Origin of the sequence: Methanoplanus sp. FWC-SCC4 (genome assembly GCF_032878975.1) — an archaeon.
Lineage (GTDB): Archaea > Halobacteriota > Methanomicrobia > Methanomicrobiales > Methanomicrobiaceae > Methanochimaera > Methanochimaera problematica.
In genome coordinates, this window is the sequence record NZ_CP043875.1 from 1685489 (window position 1) to 1709899 (window position 24411).

The following is a 24411-nucleotide window of genomic DNA, read 5'->3' on the forward strand; positions in this document are numbered from 1 at the left end:
GGGTATTCCTCAAAAAGAAGGATGTTTATCCGACAAATACTCCTCAAATTTTTGCAGGGATTCTTTCATATCATATCTGCCAAACCCGATCCTGAAATGACTGTCACCATACTGGTAAACAACTGACGGGAGAAGGAGAACCCCTGCCTTTTCTACAACATCCCTGCAAAACTTTTCCGCACTCTCACCTGTCTTCAGACGCACAAATCCGATAGAACCTGCCTTTGGCCGTACCCATTCAAAGAGACCGGAATGTTTTTCAAAAAATTCATCGAGAAGAGCAAGGTTTTCCCGGATTATGCTTAGATTTCTCTCAATTACCCGATCCCTGTTCCGAAGCGCAACTGTTGATAAAAATTCCGAAGGAGCACTGCTGCAGATGGTTGTATAATCCTTAAATGATGCAACACGGAGCGTCATATCACTGTCTTTAAGGACAAGCCACCCAATCCTGAGCCCTGCAAGACCATACGCCTTAGACATTACACCTACTGATACACCCTTTCCATAAATATCGACAATTCCGGGCAGTCTGTCCTTTTCATCATATTCAATCCCGCGGTAAACCTCATCAGAAAATATACATATGCCTGTTTCACCTGCAATATCCGCAAGTTCCCTTAGCTCTTCTTCTGTAAAATTAAAGCCTGTCGGATTGTGAGGGGTGTTGATGATGATTGCCTTTGTATTATCCCTTATACTCCTTTTCAAAGCTTCAAAGTCAGGTTTCCAGCCATTTTCATCGGAAATTTCCCAGAATGTCACATCACAACCTATTGCACGGGCTATTTCATAGAGCGACTGGTATGCCGGATACAAAGCAATAACATGATCACCCTCTTTTAGAAAAGCATTCATGAAAACAAAAATTCCTTCTTCCGCACCGGCAAATGTAATGACATCATCGGGCAAGACAGAATCATACAGTTTTGATATCTCCTCTCTTAAATCAGGATGTCCACGGGATTCAGTGTAGCTTAACCTTTGTGAGAGAAAATCATCAAGTGCACCCTCCTCATATGAGAGCAGTTCTTTTATTGATAAAGACTCGCAGTCGGAAGTACAGAGAAGATGAGGTGCGGAAAACTCATATTCAGCAAGATACCGTTCAAGAAGGAATTCATTAATCTTCATCAGGTGAATAAGGTTGTTTTAAAAAAATAAATAATTAAAGGATCTTTTACGAAAAAAAGGCATTTTTTAGAAGGAAAGGTTATCATCAAGATATTTTTCCAGCTTTTCAAATCCGTCGTCCAAAATGAGCTGACCGAGTCTTACACCCTCGCGTCCGTTTTCTTTTACGTAATCAATCACAAGACCCGCAACTTTTATGCAGTTCTCTTCTTTTAGGGGTCTTTTGTACTCTTTTCCAAAAATCAGTCTCCGTCCTGCACGCCCTCCGAGATAAACTCTGACCCCTGACTCCTTTGATATGATGTTCTCCTTCTTGCATGCCGTGATGCAGTCACCACAGGAGATACATCTCTCATAATTAACTGATACAACTGAATCCTCAAGTGAAACAGCATCTTCCTTGCAGGCCGAAACACACTTTCCGCATTCATTGCACGAATCTCCGGCAACTTCCGGTACTGAATATGCAATAAAGCCTATGTCATTGAACTGTGCCTTCCCGCAGTTGTTGGGACAGCCTGAAACACCGGTTTTAATCTTCACAGGCAGTTTCATGCCTCCGTATTTTTCCTCAATTTCCGATGCAATTTTTCTTGTATCCACAATCCCGTGAGGGCAGAAAGTTCCTTTGCATGCAAAAACGGCTCTTACAACAGGCCCTGTCCCGCCGACAACAAGACCTGCATCCTCAATTTCCGCCTTTGCATCATCTGCATATTCAACATTCACATAAGGGATTTCAACACTCAGACGTGAAGTCAGACACACTTCACCGTTTCCGTATTTTTTTGAAAGCTCAGAGATTTTACCAAGAGCATCGGAATCAAGGTATCCGGCAGGGCAGCGGATTCTGATAGTCCGATAAAATTTTTCGTTCGATTTTAGTATTCCTGATTTTTTCGTGCTCATGATTATTACTAAATTTTAGCTGAAGGGACAATAAACTATTCAACACGACACCTGTAACACTGCAAAACCATCATTCACTTTAAAATGAAAAACGCCAAAACATTAGTTATGAACTATGCATTTGCGGACAGGATGATGAATCTGCCGGAGTCTTTTCTGGACAGGCTTTTTGCCGTATCCTCAGTTCCGGACATAATCTCTTTTGCAGGAGGACTCCCTAATTCCAGATTAATAGATGTAAAAGGAATTAAAGAGGCTGCAATTGATGTTATGACGAATGAAGGGGAAGAGGCACTCCAGTACACAACAACCGACGGATATCTGCCCCTTCGTCAGTATATTGCAGACCGCTATAACAAAAGGCTCGGACTTAATGCAACAGCTGATGAAATCAGAATTGTAAACGGTTCGCAGCAGTGCCTTGATCTCGTTGCAAAGATATTCTTAAACAAAGGTGATCATGTAGGTCTTGAAAAACCCGGATACCTTGGAGCAATAGAGGCATTTTCACTTTATGAACCTGTATTTCACGGAATTTCACTCGAAGATGACGGACCGGTTATTGAAGAGTTTTCATCTCTTGTAAAAGACTTCAGCCCGAAATTTTTCTACGGCATCCCTAATTTTCAGAATCCTTCGGGAAGAACATATTCAACCGATAAAAGAAGGGCAATAGGAGAGATTGTATCAGGGACAGACACTGTTTTTTACGAGGACGATGCATTCGGAGAACTGGCATTTGACAACAAACCAATTGTGCCGGTTAAAAAATTCGCAGGAGACAACGGTATCATAAGCGGTTCATTCTCAAAGATAATAGCTCCCGGTATGAGAATCGGATGGATATATGCACCGGTAAAAGTTATCCGCACCTTTGATGCGGCAAAACAGGCGGCAGACCTTCATTCAAATTTCCTCTGCCAGAAGATCATCCACCGCTACCTTGAAACAACAGACCTTGATGCACATATAAAAAAGATAACAGAAGTCTACCAGCGCCATTGCAGGCTTATGTGTGAACTTGCAGATGAGATGCTTCCGGATTCGGTTGTCAGAACTGACCCGAAAGGTGGAATGTTTATGCTGATAACACTCCCCGAAGGAATGGACTCAATAAAACTTTTTGAAGAGGGGTTAAGGCAGAGAGTTGCTGTTCTTCCGGGAGTTCCTTTTTACACAGGAAAAGGCGGTCATGACACAATAAGGCTCAATTTCTCCGCACCTGATGAGGAGAACATTAAAGAGGGTATGGAAAGGCTTGCAAAGGCCTTTTTGAACATGTGATTTTTGGAAATACATTCATATATATTTAATACCATTTTTTAAACTGCCAAAGGGCCTTTATACAAATTTAAAACGGGGGGAGAAATTTATGAATGTTTTAATAATATATGCTCATCCTGAGCCTAAATCGCTAAACGGAACATTAAAAAACAAAGCTGTTGAGGTGCTTTCAAAAGAGGGGCACAATGTAAAAGTCTCTGATCTCTATGCAATGAAATTCAAGGCAGCACTTGACGGCGATGATTTCACAGACAGGGTTGACAAGGATAAACTTGTGATCCCAAAAGAACAGATGCATGCCTATGACAACGGCACATTAAGAAGCGATATTGAAGAGGAAACTGAGAAGGTAAAATGGGCAGATCTGTTAATCTTTCAGTTCCCGTTATGGTGGAGCAGTTGTCCGGCAATCATGAAGGGATGGATAGAGCGTGTATTTTTACAGGGCTTTGTCGTGAACCTCTATGATAACAAACTCTACGACACTGGTCATCTGGCCGGAAAAAAGGCGCTCATATCATCAACAGTCGGATCATCTGAGGAACTTTACACAAGATACGGACTTCACGGAGATCTCGATGTCCATTTAATGACACTGTGGCATGCAACATTTGAGTTTACAGGAATGGAAGTTCTGGACCATTTTCTCGTCTACAAAGCATCGGTGATGAATGAAGAAAGAGTTAAAAGTGAACTTGAAAGGTTTGAAACATATCTTAAAGCACTCTGAATATGGGGAATCTTTTTTTAATTTCCTGCTTTTTTTATTTTAATTAATTTACGTTGGACAAAAAGAGGTCAGGTGTTACCGGTAATTATTGTTTCAGGGTAAAATGCCGACCACGAAAACCACATGACTTCAAAACTATCAACCGGAGATAATCTTTTTTGATTAGATACCAGAGAAACTTTGGATTCCAAAAATCCGTCAGCTGTCCAGGTGTAATTTAATCCTGTGCTGATAATTTTATTGTCGGCATACTCAAAATCATGGATTTGTCCATCAAAATCTCTGTCAAACACCCTGACCGCATCAAGCCTTTCATCATATATGGCAACAAACAAAAATTCAGGCAGTCCGCCATTTACGACACGGTTTTTTACAACATCGGATTTTCGAATGGTATATGTCCGGTTTTCGGACTTTATCGCAACAACGACCTCCTTAAAGGGTAAATCGTAATTATAAGACATCAGCGGAAACAAAGGATCTCCTGATACATAATAGGATGCAGGGTCATCATATGATCCGTAGGGATCTTTTTGGTAGTCACGCAAAAAGCCGGTTTGATCAGAGAGGACCAAAGATTCCGGATACTCAAAAGAGGCATCTCCCCAGTTTGTCCAGATAACAGGGACAATTTTTAGTTCTTCTCCGGCAAGTTTTCCCGATACTGCCGTTCCCATAATCTGTGACCACAGGCTTTGAGTCAGCCTGTCATATAAAACAAGATTGCTGTTTAAAAGGCGTCCCGATGTTCCGAATGTTGTCTCTTCGCCGCCTGTATTTCGGACATACCCGATAACACTTCCGGTAAGCGGGCAGTAGGTTATTGAAAGGGGCTTTTCGTTGAATTTGTCGTTTACGATCTCATGCCAGACCATGATTTTCCTCGGAAAAATCCATGATGATGAGCCGTCTGTATATAAAAATACGATATCACCATTGTCCATGTATTTTTTTGCATCATCAACACTGACATAACGGGGGAATTCCAGAGGAGGAATGCTGTCTTTTTTTGCCTTTGATACAACTATGTTTTTTTGGTAATCCTCAAATTCGCCTGATTCCCCGGTCTGATCCCCTCCAAAATCAATACCGCATCCGGTCAATATACAAAAGACAGCCGCAATTGTTGCAAGAATTATGAAAATAAGTATTATTGCAGTATTCGTAATAATTATGGTTTTTTTGCCCCCCAAAAAAACTCACTCCCTTTTGGTTGATTTTATTGCAATGGTTCCTGAAAAGTTATTAATGTGATGCCTCAATGAAACATGAGATCACTTCTGCCATCTCCAGAGGGTACTGATACATTGCCCCGTGTCCGGCACCCCTCATCTGCACAAGCCATGAACCGCTGATTTGTCCGGCAAGGAAAAGTGAGTTTTCAGGCGGTGTAAGTACATCTTCCGTTCCGGTGATTATTAAAACGGGAATATCAAGTTTTGTGAGTCTTGTGTATGAGCCTTCCCAGGTTTGCATTGCATTATATTGTTTATCCACATTTTCAGGAGATATTTCTTCAGTTATTTCCGGGAAATACTCTTCGATGACCGGGTTTTCTTCCATCCAGTCCGGAGGGAAAAGAAGTTTTAAAAACCGCATTCCTTTCTCTTCATCAGTTCCGGAGGTATCGGACAGTGACTCATATACCTCCGGGTCAGGCATTATCATCTCTCCTCCGCCGCATTCTCCGGCATACATTATCAGTTTTCTGACCTTTTCAGGATAATTGAGGGCAAGTTCCTGTGCAATGTTAGTCCCCATAGACCATCCGAGAACATGTGCGGATTCAATACCAATCTCTTCAAGGAATTTTGCAGTATCATCTGCAAAAAGCCGCATTGAATATTCATCATCTGTTGTTCCGGAAAGCCCCATTCCCCTGTTGTCAAACACAATTACCCGGTAATTTCGGGAGAGTTGATCAATTAGTTGCGTACTCCACATATCCATAGTGGCAGAATAGCCCGTTATCATCAGCAGAGGCTCTTTGTTTCCGTATTCTTTATACGCAATATCGATTCCGTTTGCAAAAACAGTTTTTATATCAGCATTTTTCGGGCTCATGCAATTTACCTGTGCCATTCTGTTTGTAATAAGTGTCTAAAAAAGGTTTACAGCAAAATAGTATTTCTTTTTTGCAGGGTGAATTCACAGGCAGGTCCAGATTAAATTATTCACATAATACCGGCAACAGAGATCAAAACCATACCCCTTTCAAAAGTAATATCCATTCACACGGATAATAAAATCTGATAATTCAGTTTCACTATTGTGAGAATATCCATTATAAAGGTGGTATTTTGGCAAATTGGACAATTAAATCTGCCCTGCGCGAATATGACAGGAAATATAGAAAGGATGAGGGAAATCCCGCTAAAAGAAAAATCGACAGAATTATTCTTTCGCTTTACATCCTTGGTGAAAACGGACGAAAAAACGTAAGTCAGCAGGATATCGAAAGAAAAGCTGCAATTTCGAAGAAAGAAATTATTCCCGCAATAGAGGAATCAATGGAAAAGGGATGGATTATTGATTCATCCACAATGTCCGGAATGAAATGGACTTTAAACAGAAAGGGAATCATCTACGCAGAAGAGATTATTGAAACCCTGGAATCTGTTGAAAACCGGTTTTACCTAACAGAAATGGAATAAATATTTTTTTTAAACCGGGGATTTTTATCAGACGTATACAGCGTTGTCTGTTCACGTTTTTAAAGATCGTATTGGAAGGGCTTTATCTAAGGTAAAACGGTTTAAATAATTTATATCAGGCTTTATCCTGCATGAGATGATATTTACGGCAGAATACTTTTTAGAGATAATTATATTACACATACCATACATTCAGGACACCTTATGAAAGGAATGATCCTGATTTTTGGTTTACTTGGGGTTATGATTTTGCTCATTTCCGGCTGCACGGATTATGACACCGGTCCGGGTGGGGAAATTCCCGGCACAGAAATCCCGGAGGGTACAGCAACACAAACGGAAACATATGGTGGAACAAAAGAAACCCTAAGTGAAAACTACAAAACAGACGGCATAATCAGTGAGGGTGAATACAGTAACCACAAAACACTCTCAGAAGGCCTCTTTGATCTCTACTGGACGGCTTCAGGCGACACATTTTATGCAGGGATTACCGGAAAATCAACAGGATGGGTTGCAATAGGATTTGAACCATCTTCAAACATGAAGGATGCCGATATAATCCTCGGCGGAGTGAAATCAGACGGAGCTTACATATATGACATGTATTCAACAGGAAATTTCGGTCCACATCCACCCGATACCGAACTTCAGGGAATAAACAATATCAACAATTATGAGGGAACCGAAAAAAGCGGTGAAACAACAATTGAATTCTCACGGAAACTCAACACAGGAGATCCTTTTGACAAAGTAATAAAACCCGGGTCAGGGCAGAAAATCATATGGGCCCTTGCAGACAGTGACGAGCCGTCATTTAAACATAACATCAAAAAAGGCACTGCAACTATCTGAAAAAATAACCAAAAAAAGATACAATATCCAAAATTTATTTTTAGAGATAGGCCATTATACCCGTAATTCCGTGAACCAAAGCAAGAGTACTCGTTAAACCTGCAAGTCTGAAATGCCAGACAACCGGTATTTTTTTAGCTCTCCTTTTATTCAGCAGAGGAACGGCTGCTGTTGCAAAAAGGGACGTAATAACTGCAATCCCAAGATAGATTATCAGAGGATATCCAAAAACAGAAATGTATGCAAATTTATAGGCCATATGCCTTAGAAGAACAAAATCACATATATATTTTTGCCAAAAACAGGACAGCCGGTTTATTGTTCATAGGCGGGATTCAATTACTTTTAAGGATTCCTTTGTTAACTTTCCTCTTTTACCGGCAACATCGGAATTTCTTATGGTGCAGGCATGGGACAAAAGGACATAGCTCTCATCAAAAAGATCAAGACCACCTTTCTCAAAGTCATCAAGCCCGATTGGGACATAAGATGAATCAAAAGGCTCCCTGCTTGTGATCGGGCAGGCATAAACAGATCCGGAAAAACCACCCCTGCCAAGGACTACAACGGGGCGCATCTTTCTCTCATTTCTGCCGTCAATTCTGACATTAGCGATCACTACATCCCCACGGAAATATTCAGACATTTTTCTACTGCTATTATGATTATGACACCGGAATTTTGAAAACATTTTGGTTAAGCTAAAAAATCAGTCAAACCATACCACCGGCGGTTTTACCAGACTATACTCCGGAAATCAGAACTTATAACTGATTATCAAAAATATCATAAAAATCAGGCAGAAAAATCTGATTTGGACGGGCCCGGATACGTGCAAATCTTTATTTGCAATACAACCAGAGATAGAAAAAAACTGAGGGGGTTTTGATGAAACCTGATGAAGAAATACATAAGGCCGGTTTTTTATCATCAGAAAATATCAGTGGTACTAAACAGCCCCAAATCCTCTTCCCAGGCCCCCTGCCGGTCTCTGTCAGCATTGGTTTTATCGCCACAGAACAGAGCTTTGATATTGAAAAGGTACTGAAATCAGTAAAAACAGTCTTTTTGAAAATGGAAAAGATTCTCTTCAACACTCCCCACACTTACAGGTTTATCCTTCCCTTCAATCCCGGACCTGAACACATAATTCTTGAATCACTTTCAAAAGATCCAATCTGGAAGAAGTGCAATGAACCAAAAGTTGTGCTCCTGAAAATACCCTTCAGGGATGATGAGATAAGGATGCCATTTGAAGGCGAAATATCATTTGATGTTGAGATTGTCTCAGAGGAGGGCAATTCAAAGAAAGTTTCGGAATCACACTATGAACCGGTCATCGAGCGGAGCTCATTTGTAATCCTGACAGGGGAATGGGAACCGGAAACAACAAAATACAGAAAAGGCAGCGTATTTGACATTGCCAGAAACTACGGCAGAACGGTTGTTGCGATAAATCCCCTTATGGAGGAGACTTTTGAAATGCCTCATGATGACCGTATTTTTGAGTCATACACACAGCTAAATGACTATAACAGCGAGTACCTGTCAGATTATTTATTTCAAAAAAAGGCTCTGAAATATATCTCAGCATTAAGGGAAGAATGCAAAAATGCAGGTCTTTCTGAAGATGCAATATCCAAGATATATAGTCAGCTTCTGCCCCAGTTTATCAGAAGCAGAATGCTGTCCGAAAAATACCGCATGTATTACTCAATTGCAGGGACATTTGCTTCAATACTGGCAGCGATGGCAGTATTGACGATCACTCTCCAGACACTTTTTTTCCCTGAGATGCCCGAAATTGTCTGGATTGAAGTTGCTGAAATCTTTCTAATAATCCTTCTGATGACAGGATCAAGGTATGGAGATTTTCACAGAAAGTGGATTGATTACAGTTTTTTATCTGAGAGAATCAGGGCTGCATTTTTCCTGTGCATCGTATGCATAACCTGTGAAAAACCCGACACTCCTCCTCATATGAGTCTTGCACACAGACCAAATGACTGGATGGTGATGGCTTTTGAATCACTTACAGAATCGGGAAAAATTGAATACTGCCGCCTTGATATTCCTTTTGAACCGCTTAAAAAGTTTTTTGCATCGGCATGGATTGGATACAAACTTAAATTTTATAAAGAGAGGAGCAGATCTTCGCGAAAAAAATTCTTCTACCTCGCAATTGCCGGAGAAACAATATTTGTACTGACACTTATTCTCGCAGTGATTCATGCAGCAGGGATAGGACACTGGGAGATAAGAAATGTAGAAGGATCTCTTATGCTTGCATATCTGACAATAACACTTCCTGCGGTGGGCTCAGCTATTGCGGCTGTCAGAGTACAGAGGGAATATCTCAGGAATTCTGAGAGATATTCACATATTGTAAGGCATCTGACTGCAATAAAAAACCAGACACGTCATGTCAGGGATATGGGTGAATTATGCGGTGTTCTCGAAGAGATGAACGAGATAACACTCAGGGAACAACAGGACTGGAGAATTATTTTCCGATTCAGAAGAATTGAAGCAATGTGAAATCCCCTGTCAGGTCAGAGGACTTCAATATTGAGGTTTGGACCCTGCACATTTCCTGACATATTTATCCATCCTGACACCTTTTCTCACTGGAAAACGTATCGATTTAATAAATATTATTAAATTTTAAGTGTTTGTCCTAAAGGTTCCCTGTATTCTGTACCTTCTTATTCCTAATCCAGCCAATAAGTAAAGAATCGAAGTAATAATCCCACAGATTGGTGAAATAAAAATTTCTGTTCCCGCTGCAATGCTGATATAACCTGCAATAACTAAAGGATTTATTAGTGCATCTTCTACCATATGCAATATAACACCCGGCCAGATTGATTGTGTTACCCGGTAAAGCTCAATGTACATAACTCCCCAGCATACTATTGTTATCATAAAAAAAATGAAAAAGACCCCAAGACTAACAGGTAACACTGCCTGAATATCTGTTTCTGATAAAAAGAACAGTAAATATGGAGCATGCCAGATTCCCCACAGACCGCCAACAATGAGATATACCTTCCAGTCATTAAGATTTATTTTAGTGAGTTGCGAAGACAGATAACCATACAGAGGTGGCCCGTCAAAAATATCTATAAAGAAATTAAGTAAAAAACCGCTGTAAACCACCGGAATAAAAAGTCTGAGGTCCAATGCTGATAAGTCAATCCATCCTGTTAAAGCTCCGATTATCAAAACGATTGCTGTTACAACAGGAAATATAAAAAAAGCAATCAGGTACCATTTTATGTTTCCCTTGAAATTCGGCAAAAAACCAAAATCTTTCCAATTGCCCTTTGAGAATAGAGTGATTGCAATTGCTGTCAGCATTGGCAATACCAGCCAGACTCCCATGCCAAGAGAATCACCGGGAGGCTGGTCAATAAGTAAAGAGTCTACAAGAATACCTATCCAGCCACTCATAATTACAACAATAATAAATACAACAATATTGCGGATAGATTTATTATTCATGCATACTATTCAGGACCCCAATATAAATAATAGTTTATGTAATATATTTCATGATCTGAGAAATACTGTTTCTGATGCGATATGATGATTCAATAGCAAATCTCGTTTTATAAGTGTTGTGGATCTTTCTCGTTGTCCGGTCAGGGACTGGCGAAGACCAGTCTTTAAATAAAATCAACTTTCCAGGCAGAGGTCTTCAATATTGACGTTTGGCTGGCGGATTCTCCACACACATTTCCTGAAATATTTATCCATCTTTATGCCTTTTATAAATACAAAAACCCACAGAATATATAGATCCTTTCTTTTGGTGACCTTCATGCTTGGATTTTGGTTTGTAAATTTTTGGCTAAGTACTCAAGTTTATTGTTTAAGGGAACAGGAGTCAGGAATATCAGCTTTAAAAAAATTATTTTTAATTTATTGGCCTGATGTTGTCGGCATAAACGGAATCAGGGATGCTGCAAGTTTGGCTATATCCATCGACTGAAGAATAACTTTTCCAGGTCCTGTGAGAGTTGTAAGGAACAGACCCTCGCCTCCAAAGAGCACTGTTTTTACACCGCCGGCAAGATTTATCGAGTAATCAACCGAGCTTTCAAACCCTACCACAAGACCTGTTTCAACCCTGACTGTCTCACCGGGTTCAAGATTCATCTCAATTAAATCACCACAGCAGTGTAGAAATACCATCCCTTCACCATAGAGACGCTCAAGAATGAACCCGTCACCGGCAAAAAGACCGGCACGAATCTTTTTTGTCAGCACTATGTCAAGTTCAACATTCTCTTCAGAACAGAGGAATGCATCTTTCTGGGCAATAAAATCACTGCCACTGTTGAGCTCAAGCGGGAATATTTTACCGGGCACATTTCCTGCAAAAGAAACAAACCCAGGCGTTTTTGAGGGTGTAAACTCTGACAAAAACAAACTCTCAGAAGAAAGGACACGTTTTATTCCCCCGAATATTCCGCCCTTCAATTTGGAGGACATCTCCATATTTCCGCTCATGTTGACCATTGAACCCGCTTCCGCACGAACCTTTTCCCCAGGTTCAATTGAGAGCTTTACCATCTGGAGATTGTCTCCTATTAATTCATATCTCATTTTACTGACAATATAGTCTTAGGGAATATGAGATAAATCATCCGGATATAACAGGTATGAGACAGTACAGCATTTTTACCCCCGGAGAAACATCAGGTTATTTACTATAAATAATTACAGAATAAAAGAACACTTCTGCTGAAATGTTTTACAAAAAACGCTCTGATAATAACCGCAGCTTACAATTAGCTAAAATAAAAAAAAATTAAAAATTTAGAACCTTGGTTTTCTGTATTTTGGCAGGCAGTCCCTGCAATATACCGGTCTTCCCTCGGCTGGCTTGAATGGAACTTCGCATTCCTTTCCACAATCTGAGCACACTGCTTTGTGCATTTCTCTTGGTTCGCTGGGACCGCCGAAGTTTCTGCGGCCTCCAAAACTTCTATCATTCATTTTTATTTTCCAACAGAAAAAACTCTGCTTTGTAGTAGTATGCTATTCTAGTTAATATAACTCTCCATGATCTTAAAGAAAATTAATGAGGATTTCTATAAACCCCCCTCAACCACAAGTACTTTATTTTCCCAGATCGATCTTTAATTCATGAGTAATTTCACTAATTTTGCAATAAAAAGTGAATATGAGCATATTGCTGAATTGGGAGATCGATTGGGTGAAGTTGAAAAGATGATTGACTGGGAACAATTCCGCCCTATCATCAAAGAACTATATACAAACCAAACTGAAATTGGAGGCCGTCCAAATCTGGATGAGGTTCTGATGATTAAGATGCTCGTCCTTCAGCAATGGCACGGTCTCTCTGATCCTGAACTTGAAAGACAGGCTAATGACAGGATTTCTTTCAGACAATTTTTGGGTTATCCCTTAAAGATACCTGATCGTTCTACTATCTGGCTTTTTCGTGAAAGACTATCCAAATCCGGAAAAGATTCTCTAATTTGGAATGAATTACAGCGACAACTGGATCTTAAAGGTCTTTCAATTAGAAAAGGTATGATTCAGGATGCAACATTTATTCACTCAGATCCCGGACATACAAGAGTTGATACTCCAAGAGGAAAAGAAGCAAAGACCAGAAGAAGTAAGGACGGTACATGGACAAAGAAAGGAGGGAAATCTTACTTTGGATATAAGCTGCACGTAATTATTGACAGTGATTATGATCTGATTCGAAGGATTTGTACTACTACTGCATCTCTACACGACAGTCAGATTGATTTATCTGATATTGATGAAGTTGTTTACCGGGACAGAGGCTATCAGGGAGCTGAATGCAAAGGATACAATGCCACAATGTTGAGAGGAGCAAGAGACCATCCAATAGGTATCAGAGACAAACTTCGTAATAATAGAATCAGCAGGAAAAGATCCAAAGGGGAAAGACCATTTGCTGTGATTAAATCAGTTTTTGGATCAGGCAGTGTAAAAGTAACCGATTTGAAAAGAGTGCGGGTGAAAAATATGTTTTCAGCATTTTGTTTTAATCTCTATCAAATGAGAACAATTTATGGACATTGATCAAAGAGCGATAGCTATCTGAAATTGAAAGAAATATTCAAAGAAATGAAAAAATAAATCGGAAGAACAAACCTTTGATCTTATTGATTCAGTAAAAATTGGGATTATAGTAATTCTCTAATATTATTATCTTCAATTTCTCAATTATATAGATATAATTTCCTAAAAATGATTTCCTGCACCAAAACATGGAATTAATTAATATTTTACGCTGGAATGTTTTAATATTCACTTATAATTTTTGATATCCCTGACTGAATGGATCTGTTGCATTAACTCAGATTTTATTTGGATTTTAAAAATCACGACTGATATCCAATAAATTAAATTAATTTTAATAAAATTAATTACATTTCTCAGGATTCCTGTTTAAAACAATTCCGGCATAAATATTTATTCAGCCCCAGTAATGCCAAAAAAACAGGATATGAGTCCAAATTGCCCGTTATGCATATGGATAATATCCTGTACAAAAAAATAATTTTTGGTGCTGATATGGTTTAAATCAAACCTGACATGAGAGAGACAGGAGCCAAAGAACAAATTATCATAAAGATTTTCAGACATTTCAGAATGCAAAACACCGCGCTGTAACAGCATTCAAAAACAGGAAAATATCAGGATATGATCCCGTTTTCATTAATTTCTAAAAAATTCACCTGAGGAATTTTGAGACGAAAGGCGATGTATCACCCCTTCTTAGGAAATGTCCGGAAGGTCCTTCCCCAATGAACTCCGAGAACCAGGATTCATGCTCAATCTCTTCGTTTAGAATAGAGAGTGCAAGATCGTAAGTTCTGTGATCCTTTCCGGCGGTTAAATTACAGATATGGGTGTATTGTCTCACTGCACATCTTTCAGCCTCAAGAAGAATTTTGAGCATCTCCATTGTGTCTTTTGGATCTTTTGGAAGATTTGCCGGAGGACAGCCTGAGACGTTGTGAAAATCAACCATACTCTGCGGGAGTTCCCCTCCAAGTTCGTAGATTCTCGGAACCAGTGCTTCAAAGTGATTTCTGTCCTCGATCCTTGCGGTTTCCGCGATCTCTTTGATAGTCTCCCCCTCAAGCCCCACCAGGTTTACCCTGAGAATAGTATAATAATAAAAGGTTGTAAGCTCGGCAGCAGCGTTTTTTACCAGCAAATCTACCAGTTTATCAACATCCACACCCGCTTTTTCCACCATCTGTCTTGTAACAGTTGCCATTTTTTTATTGCCCCCTTTTGCTTACCAGAAAAGGGATTAAACCGTATAAACATTTGCCAGACATTTTCTTGCACCGCAAAATTTATTTTCACGGAAAAATTACCCTAAACACAGTTTTTAACCGAAATCAGACATTATTCACTAATATCTTTTAATAATTGTCAGGACAATATTTTATCATGGCATCACCAATACTGGCACTCATTCTCTCATTTTTTATTCCCGGACTGGGTCAGTTTTATACAGGACAGTTCCTTAAGGCTGTGGCACTGTTTGTCTTTGCAGTTATATCAGGGGCCCTTGTAGTTGTTTTAATCGGAATTCCCCTCTATTTTATCGTATGGATATACAGCATGTACGATGCATATAAGACAGCACAGGAAAGCTGAATTTAAAAATAAAATTATTTTTCTTAATTTTTTCATTAAAGACAGGACAAAATCTCTTAATTTACAGAGGCCTTATTCATTATCCCGTTCATCTCTTCAATTAACTGACTCAATATTTCCGGAACAGCACCATCCTGTGCACTTACAGTTTTGCCTTTTGCAGAGACCTCATAGAAAAAAAGATCATAACCCTGTGATTCTGGTTTGTATTCATCCTCTAAAGCCATGAATTTTTCAGAATCGATAATTGTCCTGATATTTAAAAGAGTCTCATCATCAACCAAAACCGAGGTTTCCACACCATTTTTGTAAATTATTGCAGTTTTGTTTTCAAAAAGAAGAACCCTGTCATTAAACCCTGCAAAACCACCGGTTCTGTGGTATTCAACAAGAAGTCCCCCGGGGTTATCTGAACTTTCGCCATTTATATCCTGTGAACCGTTTTCTCCTGTGCATCCTGCTGAAAAAAGAGACACGAATACAAGCACTAACACAGATACAGGAATAATCAACTTATTTCTATCCATATTAATCCACTTTAGCTTTGATACCGGATAATCCAATCGGAAAAGGACACAACATGCCACACAATCACATCCGCATGTAAAAAGGATTTATAGTAACAAAACAACTCTTTGAACAATATGGATTTTCCCCTGCTGCTTGAAATAGCCAGGATATTCTCGTACTTTTTCGAGTTTATCGGAGCCGCACTCATAGTGTACGGCGGGTTAAAGGCGACAATTAAAGTTATACTTCTCGAACTACGGAGAAAAGATTATATTTACAACCAGATAAGAATTGAATTTACTGGAAAAATTGTATTCGGACTTGAATTTCTAATTGCGGCAGATCTCCTTGCAACACTGATGACTCCTACACTCGAAGAGCTGGGAATTCTCGCATCAGTAGTTGTAATAAGAACAATACTCGGATACTTCCTCTCAAAAGAGGCCACGGAATTCAAATTAGAATGAAAATTCAAGATCAATTTGTGATCTCCCGACAATTAGATTTCTGTAACTTTTTTTCCACTTTTTTAGAATAATCACCAAAATTATCATCAAATTATCATCAAAATATCACTAAAATATCACTAAAATATCACTAAAATATCACTAAAATATCACTAAAATTTTAGTAATCAATAATCAGGGCAACAGTACAACAGTTAACTAAATTGACAAAATAATTAATAATACAGGGTATTTCTAAAATGACAACATCAAAAGAAGCACAGCAGAGGAGCAATATTCATCACGGCGACATTGTGAAAATTGAACTTAAAAAAGACCAGCGATCAGGTAAACTCACAGAAGGAAAAGTAAAAGATATTCTGACAAACTCCTCCTTTCATCCCCACGGAATAAAAGTAAGACTCGAAGACGGCAGTGTCGGAAGAGTCCAGCAGATTGTCTCTTAATTTTTTTCAATTTTAAAGAATGTAATAATCTTAAAAAAGGCAGCTATTTTATAAATAGATTAAGCCCCCAAAAAGACTGTTAACCATGTCGCTTTATGAAACTGCTGATAAAATAAAGTCAATGGAGATCAGAGGGGCCGGACGGATTGCCAGATATGCTGCGCAGGCATTAAAAGAGCACGGCAACGGACTAAAACCCTCTGACCTAAACACATTCCAAAGAGAAATGGAAAAGGCATCGGAGGTTCTCCTCAAAACAAGGCCAACCGCAGTATCTCTCCCAAACGCTGTAAACATCGTAATGAGGGAAGTCAGGGCAGCGGGGACAATCGAAGATGCAAAAGAAAAACTGACAAAAACAGCAGACTCATTCATCGAAGATTCGATAAATTCAGTTTCAAAAATTGCCGAATTCGGATCAAGGCACATAAAAGACGGCGATACCATATTAACGCACTGCAACTCGGAGGCCGCCCTCGCCTGCATAATAAAGGCACACGAAGACGGCAAAGAGATTGAAGTCTTCGCAACCGAGGTAAGACCACGCAACCAGGGTTTAATCACCATAAAAACACTCAATGATGCGGGGATTAAAACCAGTTTTATAGTAGACTCAGCAGCAAGATACTATATGAAACGGGTAAACCTTGCAATAACCGGTGCAGATGCAATCACTGTAAACGGTGCAGTGGTAAACAAAATAGGAACATCACAAATCGCCCTTTGTGCAAAAGAGTCAAGGACACCATTGATCGTTGCGGCAGAGACCTACAAATTCGCACCAAAAACAGTATCCGGTGACCTGATAGATATAGAAGAACGCCCTTCATCCGAGGTTCTGGATGATTCCATCCTTAAAGATCTAAAAAATGTCCGTGTGAGAAACCCGGCATTTGACGTAACCCCTGCAGCTTATATAGATCTCATAATAACCGAAAAAGGCGCAATTCCGCCTGAGATGGCATATACAATTATTAAAGAATATCTTGGATGGAAAATAGAAGAATTCAGCTAAAAAAATTATTTTTTTATATTACTACTCAGGTGTTCCTCTCCAGTAAGATGACGGAACCCTGTCTATAAGCATTCCCTCGACAATCATCGGCATAAGCTGCCTTGCCGTTTCGACAGCCTTTTCAAGCCGCCAGCTCCGGTCAGCATAGATCATGAATATCGGATCTCCCTTTTCAACCCTGTGTCCTTTTTTCTTATGGATGTAAATTCCCGCACCCCTGTCATGCGGCGCTCCTGCTGCACGGGCGATTGTAATTAAGGCATGATTGTTCATCTCGACAACATAACCGGACTCGGGAGCCTTTACAATATGGTAAAACTGGCCCGGAAGAATGTCCTCTGACATCACTTTTGGATCACCACCCTGAACTTCAATAATCTCCCTCATCTTTTCAAGAGCCTTTCCGCTTGCAAGGATGTCGGATGCCGCCTGAAGACCACCTCCTGCCTGTGCTTTCCCGGACATTTCAAGTGCGATTCCGGCAATCGACGTACTCTTCTGAATAAGTGAATTCGGCTCCTTTGCACCTTCCAAAACCCACAGGGCTTCCCTGACCTCAAGGTTAACCCCTATTGCATGGCCAATTGGTGATTCACCATATGTAAGGGCACACTCCACTTTTATTCCAAGACGTTCACCTAATTCAATGAACTCCCGTGCAAGCTTTCTTCCCTCCTCAGGAGTCGTCACCTTTGCATGCTGCCCTACCGGGATGTCGATCACAACCAGATCAGCACCCACTGCGAACTTTTTCGCCATAACACTTGCCAGCATCTGACCACGGGCATCAATCTTGAAAGGATACTCGTAAATGATTATCTTGTCATCAGCAGGTGCTATGTTTGTAGCACCTCCCCAGACAATTGTGCCCCCGACCTTCTCGGTCATCTTCTGAACTTCTGATGCAGAGAAGGAAACAGGAGCAAGAACCTCCATTAAATCAGCCGTACCGCCGGCGCCTGTAATCGCCCTTGAACTTGTTTTCGGTATCTTAAGACCAGCCGCCGCAATAATCGGAACGACCAGAAAAGAGATCTTATTGCCGGGAACCCCTCCAATCGAATGCTTGTCGACAATCGGGTGAGATGTGAATTTAAGCTGGTCACCGGTTGCCACCATTGCACGGGTCAGGTGCTCAACTTCATCCATGTCAAGACCGTTGATGTATGAACTTGTGATATATGCCCCCATCTCGGATGGGGAGAGGACATCATTGACTATGTCGTTTACGATTGCGTTTGTCTCTTCCTTAGAGAATTTTCCTCCGTCCATCTTCTTTTTGATGTAATCAAGCGACAGAGGACGGGAAGCGATACGCACTTCAAGAACACTGCCTTCCCGGGCCATAAGGCGCTCATTGGTCTTATAAAAAATACCAAAGGTTCCCTTCTCAAGAATTGTTTCGGTTGTCGTAACGCAGGCAGAGGCAAAAACACCGGTCTCCTCATTTATGACCTGAACACGACCACCATCGATTACACCAATTTTCCTTGCATCTTCACGGTTAAGCATCAAACCGGGATAATCAATATCCATCAGTTTCGCAGTAAGTCTGACCATTACTCATCATCTCTAAAGGAATGAAAGAGTTTTAACGCACCCTACAAATATAGTCTTTTTGAATGATCAGCAAAGCATTTGCAATAAAAACAAAACGGTAATTCAGATGATAATAATTTCCTGCTAATCCAAAAATTTTAAAAAATGATACAAGGTTTCATTGCCAATAAAGTAGATTACTAATAGAAGGATACCAGCAATGGAAAACAGCAAATTGTATGTCGGCAACCTGACATATTCAGTAACAGAAAAACAATTAGAAGAATTGTTCTCTCAATATGGTGATGTTGTAAGCGTCAAAATCATTGAGCGTAAAGGATTTGGATTTGTCGAAATGGGTTCACCCGAAGAGGCAGAAAAAGCAAAAGAGGCTCTCAACGAGACCGAGTATGAAGGACGTACCATGAGGATTGACGAAGCTCGCCCTCCACGTCCAAGAAGGGAATTTAACAGATACTAATCTGTTTTTCCTTTTAGATTAATTACTTATTCAAAAAAGCATACGCAAATTTATATCTTTTAATTTCAGGATAATTTGTACTTCCAGTACCCTGCGGGAATCTTTATCTCAAACCTTGCGCCCTGCCCGAAGGTTCCGTTTTCAACAATCGTATAATTTGTTATTTCCAGAATTTCCCTGCTCAAAAAGAGACCAAATCCTGTATTCATACCGTAACCACGTGAGAATATTCTTTCTTTCTCCATTATGGAAACTCCGGCACCGTTATCCTCATAGATCAGAATGCAGTCATTATTTTCTTTTTTTGAGCTTATTATGATACGGTCTGCATTTTTGCCGTGACGGATGGTGTTGTCAATAAAGTTAATAAAAACCCTTGATATCATCGGGTCTGCCAGAATCTCAATGTCGGCTGTTTTATCCTCAATCTGTACATGCTCAGGGATTTCAATTCCGTCTTTTGAAAGACTCATCAGTTCATGAAGATTCTGCCATACAGGTGCGTTGAGGCCAATATCCTGATAATTGCCGGTAAACCTGATCTGTTTTGTAATCACAGAGATTATCGACATCAGTTTATTTATTATGGCAGTCTCCTTTTCATCATGGGGACTAAAAGAGATAAGCTCTAAAAAGCCCTGCGCCGCTGTAATCTGATTCAGGACATCATGTCGTGTGACTGATGAGAGGAGATTTAATTTTTTGTTTGCAAGTTTGAGCGATTCTTCAGACCGGATGTATTCTGTTATATCCCTTACAATACCAATTGCAACAGGTTTTTTCCCTGTGATTAATTCATGTCTGGCAATAGAGAGCTCAAACCACTCAAAGCCGGTGCTGAAAGGAATGTAAAACTGTAATTTTCCCATTTCACCTGTATTTATGACATCTCTTATTTTTTCAGTCAGCGGACCGGCCACACCTGCAGGCATTATTTCCGCAAGATTTTTTCCGGTCAGATCATATTTTTCACGGTGAAATACATGACTGCTTTTGGAATTTACATCAATAATCTTTCCTGTATTGTCTATTTCAAGCAGTATATCGGGAATGGCGTAAAGAGTCGCCTTCAGGTGTCCTGTTGCTTCTTTTAACTCATCTTCAATCTTTTTTTTCTCAGAAGTATCGGCTATAAATCCCTCAAGAGCTACAACCTCCCCTTTAATGTCATAAACCGGACGTCCACGCTCCCAAACCCATTTTTTCTCTCCCTTCTTTGTGATTATCTCGTACTCGTCATCATACATTTCATTTTTCATGATGCGTTTTTGCCATAATTCCCAGACTTTTTCACGGTATTCCGGGGAGATAACATCCCCATAGGACAGAAGACTATTGTTTATGAGATCTTCAGGTTCATATCCCGTAAGATCCCTGCATCCTTCACTTACAAAAATCATTGTCCAGCCGGGATCATTTTTGCACTGGTAGACCATCCCCGGCAGATTTGAAAGGAGAGTTTTTAAAAAACGCTCTTTTTCCATGAGCATATTTTTTTGCCAAAAGAGATCCTCACGCGATCTTTTTGCTTCCAGAAGAGCCTGATTTGTGTTTTCAACCGCCGTTATTAGTCTTCTTTTAGCATCTTTTTGTTTTGAAATATCCCTGATTATTGCAAGGACCAGGGTTTTGCCATCACTTATTAAAGGTGAGAGAGAGAGATCGGCCTCAAAACGCTCACCGTTGAATCTAGTAAGCATATATTCAAATCTCAGGGGCTGACCTGAAATAACGGGCATAAAATATTTTTCGAGGAAATATGTCCTGTATTCCTCTTCGGATCCTTTGAAATCTTCCGGATTTTTAAATATTAAAGAAAAGCAGTTTGCCATATCAAAAATGCCTTTGACAAACCCGAAGAGCTCCTCTGCTTTTTTATTTTTGTCAAGACATTCGAGTTCCCCGTTCAGGATAATTATTGCATCATTGGCTGATTCAAATAAAGTTCTGTATCTCTCCTCGGATTTGAATATTTTATCAACCGCCCTTCTGTAACGGACTGCAATCTTTATCTTAGCAATTAAATCGGCAAAAACAGTATTTGGATCTCCTTCTTTCTGGACATAAAAATCAGCACCGTTATTAAGGGCATCAATTACGACTTCCTCCGTCCCCCTCCCGGTTACCAGTATAAAGGGAGTACCGGTATCATGTGACCGGATTATTTTTAAAAACTCGATACCGTTTTTATCCGGCATCCCGTAATCGGAAACTATGATATCATAATTTTTTTTTTCAAGGATCAAAAGGGCCTCTGTTACCGATGTGACAAAAGTGCAATCGAGATCAGGATCCCTGCCAAGATATATCTTTGCAACATCAAGTACTGCAGATTCGTCATCCACAAAAAGCACAGAGATCATACATCCATTAATATGCTCTGAATTTTTTAAAGTTATCTGTGCGAAAAGATTCTGCCGTAAATTAGAAGACGCGGGGCATAAAATTCAATGAATAAATAATCTAAATCAGGTTAAATTTTAAATTCAAAGCAGGAATCCAAAAAAATGAGGGCCAGATTTATTAAATATTCTTTGAACAGATACGGAGAGCGGCCATATGGGCAGTTGAAAATGCCGCCTGTAGATTATATCCTCCCGTGTCCCCGTCAATGTCCAGAACCTCGCCGATGAAATACAGATTCGGAACGATTTTTGATTCCATCGTTTTTGAATTGATCTCAGATAATAAGACGCCGCCGGCTGTTGCCATAGCTTCGTTGAAACTTCCTGTTCTTTTTATTAAAAACGGGTATTCCGTCAGATTCGAGATTAATCCGTTTCTGGCTTTTTTTGAGAGGTGGGCACATGTCATATCGGTTTCTATCCCTGAGAGTGAAAGAATGAGTTTTACAAACCTTTCCGGAAGGCCATATCCTGACAAGACCGTTTTTATTTTCATTGTTCCGGTTTCCGAGATTTTTTGAGTGAATTCCTTTCGGAATTCATCCTGACTTTTCTCTTTTATAAATGATACTTTCAGGATATTTCCGGCTCGTATATATCTTGACATGTGAAGAATACATGGTCCTGAAAGACCTTTGTGGGTCAGGAGAAGATCGCCTGTAATCTGCCTTGTTTTTTTGTTGCCATCATAAAGGGAGACTGAAATATTTTCAAACGAGATTCCTGAAAGAGACGAAAAAGGATATTCAGACGGATATACCGCACAAAGAGCGGGTGCTATTTCCGTAACCGAATGGCCCAGAGTCTCTGCAAACCTGTAACCGTCACCTGAAGAGCCTGTCCCGGGATAGGATTTTCCACCGGTTGCGATTACAAGACTTCCTGATAAGTATTCGGAATTTTCTGTTTTTGTGATAAATCTGTCATTGTCAGTATCGACAAAAATAACACTCTCACTGCACCTTATTTCCACACCGTTTTTTTCACATTCCAAAAGCAGCAGATCCAGAATGTCGGATGCTTTTTTGCTTTTTGGAAATACCTTCCCCCCATTTTCCTCAGTCAGCGGGATGCCTCTCTCCTCAAAAAAGGAGATGAGATCACGGTTTGTAAAGCCAAACAGAGAAGGTCGCACGAATCTGCCGGCGTCACCATAACGGTCTGTAAAATCCTTAATATCACGGGCATTTGTCACATTGCACTGCCCAAGGCCTGAGAGCATCAGTTTTTTACCGCATGATTCCTTCTTTTCAAGAAGCAGTATTTTTTTTTCCTGTCCTTCGTTTCTGCACATCCTCCCGGACCAGAGTGCACAAAAAAGTCCGGCAGGCCCTCCCCCTGTTATTACAACATCGTATTCTTCCACAACAATTACTACTCCTTATAGAAATCCGGGGCCTTTTGATTTGAATATGACCAAAGTATTTACAGATTCAGATTTTCCCGGTAAAACCAAAAAGACATGATCAGTGCTTAACTTTAGCCGTCTATTGTATGATATAATTTTTCAATACCAAAACACCCCGGCCGGAAAGTCATTTGAATCTCCAAAAAATATTTATTCTCAAAAAATATCATGTATCAAAAAAGGGGGGAGAATTTATGGCGCTTAAAATAAAGCAGCTTGAGCGGATATCACACAAACCGCACACAAGAAAAAGGAAAATGCACGGCGAAAATCAAAAACCGGACATCAGGTATCCGGATATCACCTATGAAGAGACTCCGCATGAAATCCAGTTCGAACACCACGGACTAAGAGGCTTTAAAGGTCCAAAGAGATGGAGACGAAAAGGCTGGTATTAAAAAAATCCGGACGACAACCTATTTTGGATCTTTACTGCATATCATGCAGGATTTATATTCCATATTTTTGACCAAATAATTCATTGCATATGAGAAACATTTCTATGTTCAGACCTGTATGGTAATGTTAACGGCAGACCCGTCCAGACACCGGGCATAGCCGTTTTTATAATCAGGGGGGCAGAAAAAAATGGAAAGCCGCAAATTGTATGTTGGAAATCTTAAATATTCTGTAACAGAAGAACAGCTTGAGGAATTATTTTCAAAATACGGCGATGTTAAAAGCGCCAGAATTATTCACCAGAAAGGATTCGGATTTGTTGAATATTCTACTCTTGAAGAAGCTGAAAATGCAAAGGAGGCTTTGAACGGAAAAGAATATGAAGGCAGGACAATGAGGGTGGACGATGCACGCCCTGTTACCCCGCACCAAAGGCGGGAATATTAGAAAATAAACATAATTTCTCTTTTAAAAAATTTTAGGGTACTA

General features: G+C 40.0%; 27 protein-coding genes. 13 read left to right on the plus strand and 14 right to left on the minus strand.

The window, feature by feature from the left end; all coding sequences use genetic code 11:
- Positions 1–9: 9 nt before the first annotated feature.
- Both F1737_RS08530 and F1737_RS08535 read right to left on the minus strand, forming a co-directional pair.
- The gene (locus F1737_RS08530; RefSeq protein WP_317136163.1) at positions 10–1134 is read right to left on the minus strand and encodes an aminotransferase class I/II-fold pyridoxal phosphate-dependent enzyme; all 1125 of its coding nucleotides are present in this window, start codon (positions 1132–1134) and stop codon (positions 10–12) included.
- 66 nt (positions 1135–1200) lie between these two features.
- Positions 1201–2043 (minus strand): 4Fe-4S dicluster domain-containing protein, encoded by an 843-nt coding sequence (locus F1737_RS08535; RefSeq protein WP_317136164.1) that lies wholly within the window; start codon positions 2041–2043, stop codon positions 1201–1203.
- 108 nt (positions 2044–2151) lie between these two features.
- Here F1737_RS08535 and F1737_RS08540 point away from each other — a divergent pair, with 108 nt between their 5' ends.
- Complete coding sequence (locus F1737_RS08540) at positions 2152–3327, plus strand: aminotransferase-like domain-containing protein (RefSeq protein WP_317137888.1); 1176 nt, start codon at positions 2152–2154, stop codon at positions 3325–3327.
- Between the two features lie 88 nt (positions 3328–3415).
- Positions 3416–4057 carry an NAD(P)H-dependent oxidoreductase gene (locus F1737_RS08545; RefSeq protein ID WP_317136165.1) on the plus strand — a complete coding sequence of 214 codons (642 nt, stop codon included), beginning with the start codon at positions 3416–3418 and terminating at the stop codon, positions 4055–4057.
- 68 nt (positions 4058–4125) lie between these two features.
- On the opposite strand, the gene F1737_RS08550 is transcribed toward F1737_RS08545, so the two are convergent.
- A complete protein-coding gene (locus F1737_RS08550) occupies positions 4126–5250 on the minus strand; it encodes a DUF3179 domain-containing protein (RefSeq protein WP_317136166.1) in 1125 nt (374 codons plus the stop codon).
- 52 nt (positions 5251–5302) lie between these two features.
- Positions 5303–6121, minus strand: coding sequence for an alpha/beta fold hydrolase (locus F1737_RS08555; RefSeq protein WP_317136167.1), 819 nt, complete (start codon positions 6119–6121; stop codon positions 5303–5305).
- 236 nt (positions 6122–6357) lie between these two features.
- Here F1737_RS08555 and F1737_RS08560 point away from each other — a divergent pair, with 236 nt between their 5' ends.
- On the plus strand, positions 6358–6711 hold the full coding sequence (locus F1737_RS08560; protein ID WP_317136168.1) for a hypothetical protein: 354 nt from the start codon (positions 6358–6360) through the stop codon (positions 6709–6711).
- Positions 6712–6915: 204 nt separating this feature from the next.
- Positions 6916–7566 carry a DOMON domain-containing protein gene (locus F1737_RS08565; RefSeq protein ID WP_317136169.1) on the plus strand — a complete coding sequence of 217 codons (651 nt, stop codon included), beginning with the start codon at positions 6916–6918 and terminating at the stop codon, positions 7564–7566.
- Positions 7567–7606: 40 nt separating this feature from the next.
- Here the strand turns inward: F1737_RS08565 and F1737_RS08570 are convergent, their stop codons facing one another.
- Together F1737_RS08570 and F1737_RS08575 are read right to left on the minus strand one after the other, a co-directional pair.
- A complete protein-coding gene (locus tag F1737_RS08570) occupies positions 7607–7825 on the minus strand; it encodes a hypothetical protein (RefSeq protein WP_317136170.1) in 219 nt (72 codons plus the stop codon).
- 63 nt (positions 7826–7888) lie between these two features.
- The gene (locus F1737_RS08575; protein WP_317136171.1) at positions 7889–8212 is read right to left on the minus strand and encodes a type II toxin-antitoxin system PemK/MazF family toxin; all 324 of its coding nucleotides are present in this window, start codon (positions 8210–8212) and stop codon (positions 7889–7891) included.
- A gap of 242 nt (positions 8213–8454) precedes the next feature.
- On the opposite strand from F1737_RS08575, the gene F1737_RS08580 reads away from it, so the two are divergent.
- The gene (locus F1737_RS08580; RefSeq protein WP_317136172.1) at positions 8455–10104 is read left to right on the plus strand and encodes a hypothetical protein; all 1650 of its coding nucleotides are present in this window, start codon (positions 8455–8457) and stop codon (positions 10102–10104) included.
- Positions 10105–10230: 126 nt separating this feature from the next.
- On the opposite strand, the gene F1737_RS08585 is transcribed toward F1737_RS08580, so the two are convergent.
- From F1737_RS08585 to F1737_RS08595, 3 genes are all read right to left on the minus strand, one after another.
- Complete coding sequence (locus tag F1737_RS08585; protein ID WP_317136173.1) at positions 10231–11070, minus strand: CPBP family glutamic-type intramembrane protease; 840 nt, start codon at positions 11068–11070, stop codon at positions 10231–10233.
- A gap of 420 nt (positions 11071–11490) precedes the next feature.
- Positions 11491–12177 (minus strand): TIGR00266 family protein, encoded by a 687-nt coding sequence (locus F1737_RS08590; RefSeq protein WP_317136174.1) that lies wholly within the window; start codon positions 12175–12177, stop codon positions 11491–11493.
- Between the two features lie 213 nt (positions 12178–12390).
- A complete protein-coding gene (locus F1737_RS08595) occupies positions 12391–12570 on the minus strand; it encodes a CxxC-x17-CxxC domain-containing protein (protein ID WP_317136175.1) in 180 nt (59 codons plus the stop codon).
- Positions 12571–12720: 150 nt separating this feature from the next.
- Here F1737_RS08595 and F1737_RS08600 point away from each other — a divergent pair, with 150 nt between their 5' ends.
- The gene (locus F1737_RS08600) at positions 12721–13656 is read left to right on the plus strand and encodes an IS5 family transposase (protein WP_317135806.1); all 936 of its coding nucleotides are present in this window, start codon (positions 12721–12723) and stop codon (positions 13654–13656) included.
- Positions 13657–14311: 655 nt separating this feature from the next.
- On the opposite strand, the gene dps is transcribed toward F1737_RS08600, so the two are convergent.
- Positions 14312–14863: a DNA protection during starvation protein gene (dps, locus tag F1737_RS08605; protein WP_317136176.1), complete on the minus strand. Its 552-nt coding sequence runs from the start codon at positions 14861–14863 to the stop codon at positions 14312–14314.
- Positions 14864–15042: 179 nt separating this feature from the next.
- Between dps and F1737_RS08610 the strand changes: the two genes are divergently transcribed.
- The gene (locus tag F1737_RS08610) at positions 15043–15252 is read left to right on the plus strand and encodes a DUF5683 domain-containing protein (RefSeq protein WP_317136177.1); all 210 of its coding nucleotides are present in this window, start codon (positions 15043–15045) and stop codon (positions 15250–15252) included.
- Positions 15253–15308: 56 nt separating this feature from the next.
- Here F1737_RS08610 and F1737_RS08615 read toward each other — a convergent pair whose 3' ends face one another.
- Positions 15309–15779 (minus strand): hypothetical protein, encoded by a 471-nt coding sequence (locus F1737_RS08615; RefSeq protein ID WP_317136178.1) that lies wholly within the window; start codon positions 15777–15779, stop codon positions 15309–15311.
- Positions 15780–15896: 117 nt separating this feature from the next.
- Between F1737_RS08615 and F1737_RS08620 the strand changes: the two genes are divergently transcribed.
- From F1737_RS08620 to F1737_RS08630, 3 genes are all read left to right on the plus strand, one after another.
- A complete protein-coding gene (locus F1737_RS08620) occupies positions 15897–16229 on the plus strand; it encodes a DUF1622 domain-containing protein (protein ID WP_317136179.1) in 333 nt (110 codons plus the stop codon).
- A 239-nt stretch (positions 16230–16468) separates the two neighbouring features.
- Positions 16469–16675, plus strand: coding sequence for a YwbE family protein (locus F1737_RS08625; RefSeq protein WP_317136180.1), 207 nt, complete (start codon positions 16469–16471; stop codon positions 16673–16675).
- Positions 16676–16760: 85 nt separating this feature from the next.
- A complete protein-coding gene (locus F1737_RS08630; protein WP_317136181.1) occupies positions 16761–17690 on the plus strand; it encodes a ribose 1,5-bisphosphate isomerase in 930 nt (309 codons plus the stop codon).
- Between the two features lie 21 nt (positions 17691–17711).
- Here F1737_RS08630 and F1737_RS08635 read toward each other — a convergent pair whose 3' ends face one another.
- Positions 17712–19250 carry an AMP phosphorylase gene (locus F1737_RS08635; protein WP_317136182.1) on the minus strand — a complete coding sequence of 513 codons (1539 nt, stop codon included), beginning with the start codon at positions 19248–19250 and terminating at the stop codon, positions 17712–17714.
- Positions 19251–19449: 199 nt separating this feature from the next.
- Between F1737_RS08635 and F1737_RS08640 the strand changes: the two genes are divergently transcribed.
- Positions 19450–19710, plus strand: coding sequence for an RNA recognition motif domain-containing protein (locus tag F1737_RS08640; RefSeq protein WP_317136183.1), 261 nt, complete (start codon positions 19450–19452; stop codon positions 19708–19710).
- A 65-nt stretch (positions 19711–19775) separates the two neighbouring features.
- Here F1737_RS08640 and F1737_RS08645 read toward each other — a convergent pair whose 3' ends face one another.
- Together F1737_RS08645 and F1737_RS08650 are read right to left on the minus strand one after the other, a co-directional pair.
- Positions 19776–22055, minus strand: a complete 2280-nt coding sequence (locus tag F1737_RS08645) for a PAS domain S-box protein (protein WP_317136184.1) — start codon at positions 22053–22055, stop codon at positions 19776–19778.
- Between the two features lie 178 nt (positions 22056–22233).
- Complete coding sequence (locus F1737_RS08650) at positions 22234–23481, minus strand: BaiN/RdsA family NAD(P)/FAD-dependent oxidoreductase (RefSeq protein WP_317136185.1); 1248 nt, start codon at positions 23479–23481, stop codon at positions 22234–22236.
- A gap of 236 nt (positions 23482–23717) precedes the next feature.
- Between F1737_RS08650 and F1737_RS08655 the strand changes: the two genes are divergently transcribed.
- On the plus strand, positions 23718–23921 hold the full coding sequence (locus tag F1737_RS08655; RefSeq protein WP_317136186.1) for a hypothetical protein: 204 nt from the start codon (positions 23718–23720) through the stop codon (positions 23919–23921).
- 190 nt (positions 23922–24111) lie between these two features.
- Entirely contained in the window at positions 24112–24369 is a 258-nt protein-coding gene (locus F1737_RS08660) for an RNA recognition motif domain-containing protein (RefSeq protein WP_317136187.1), read from the plus strand.
- Positions 24370–24411 lie beyond the last annotated feature (42 nt).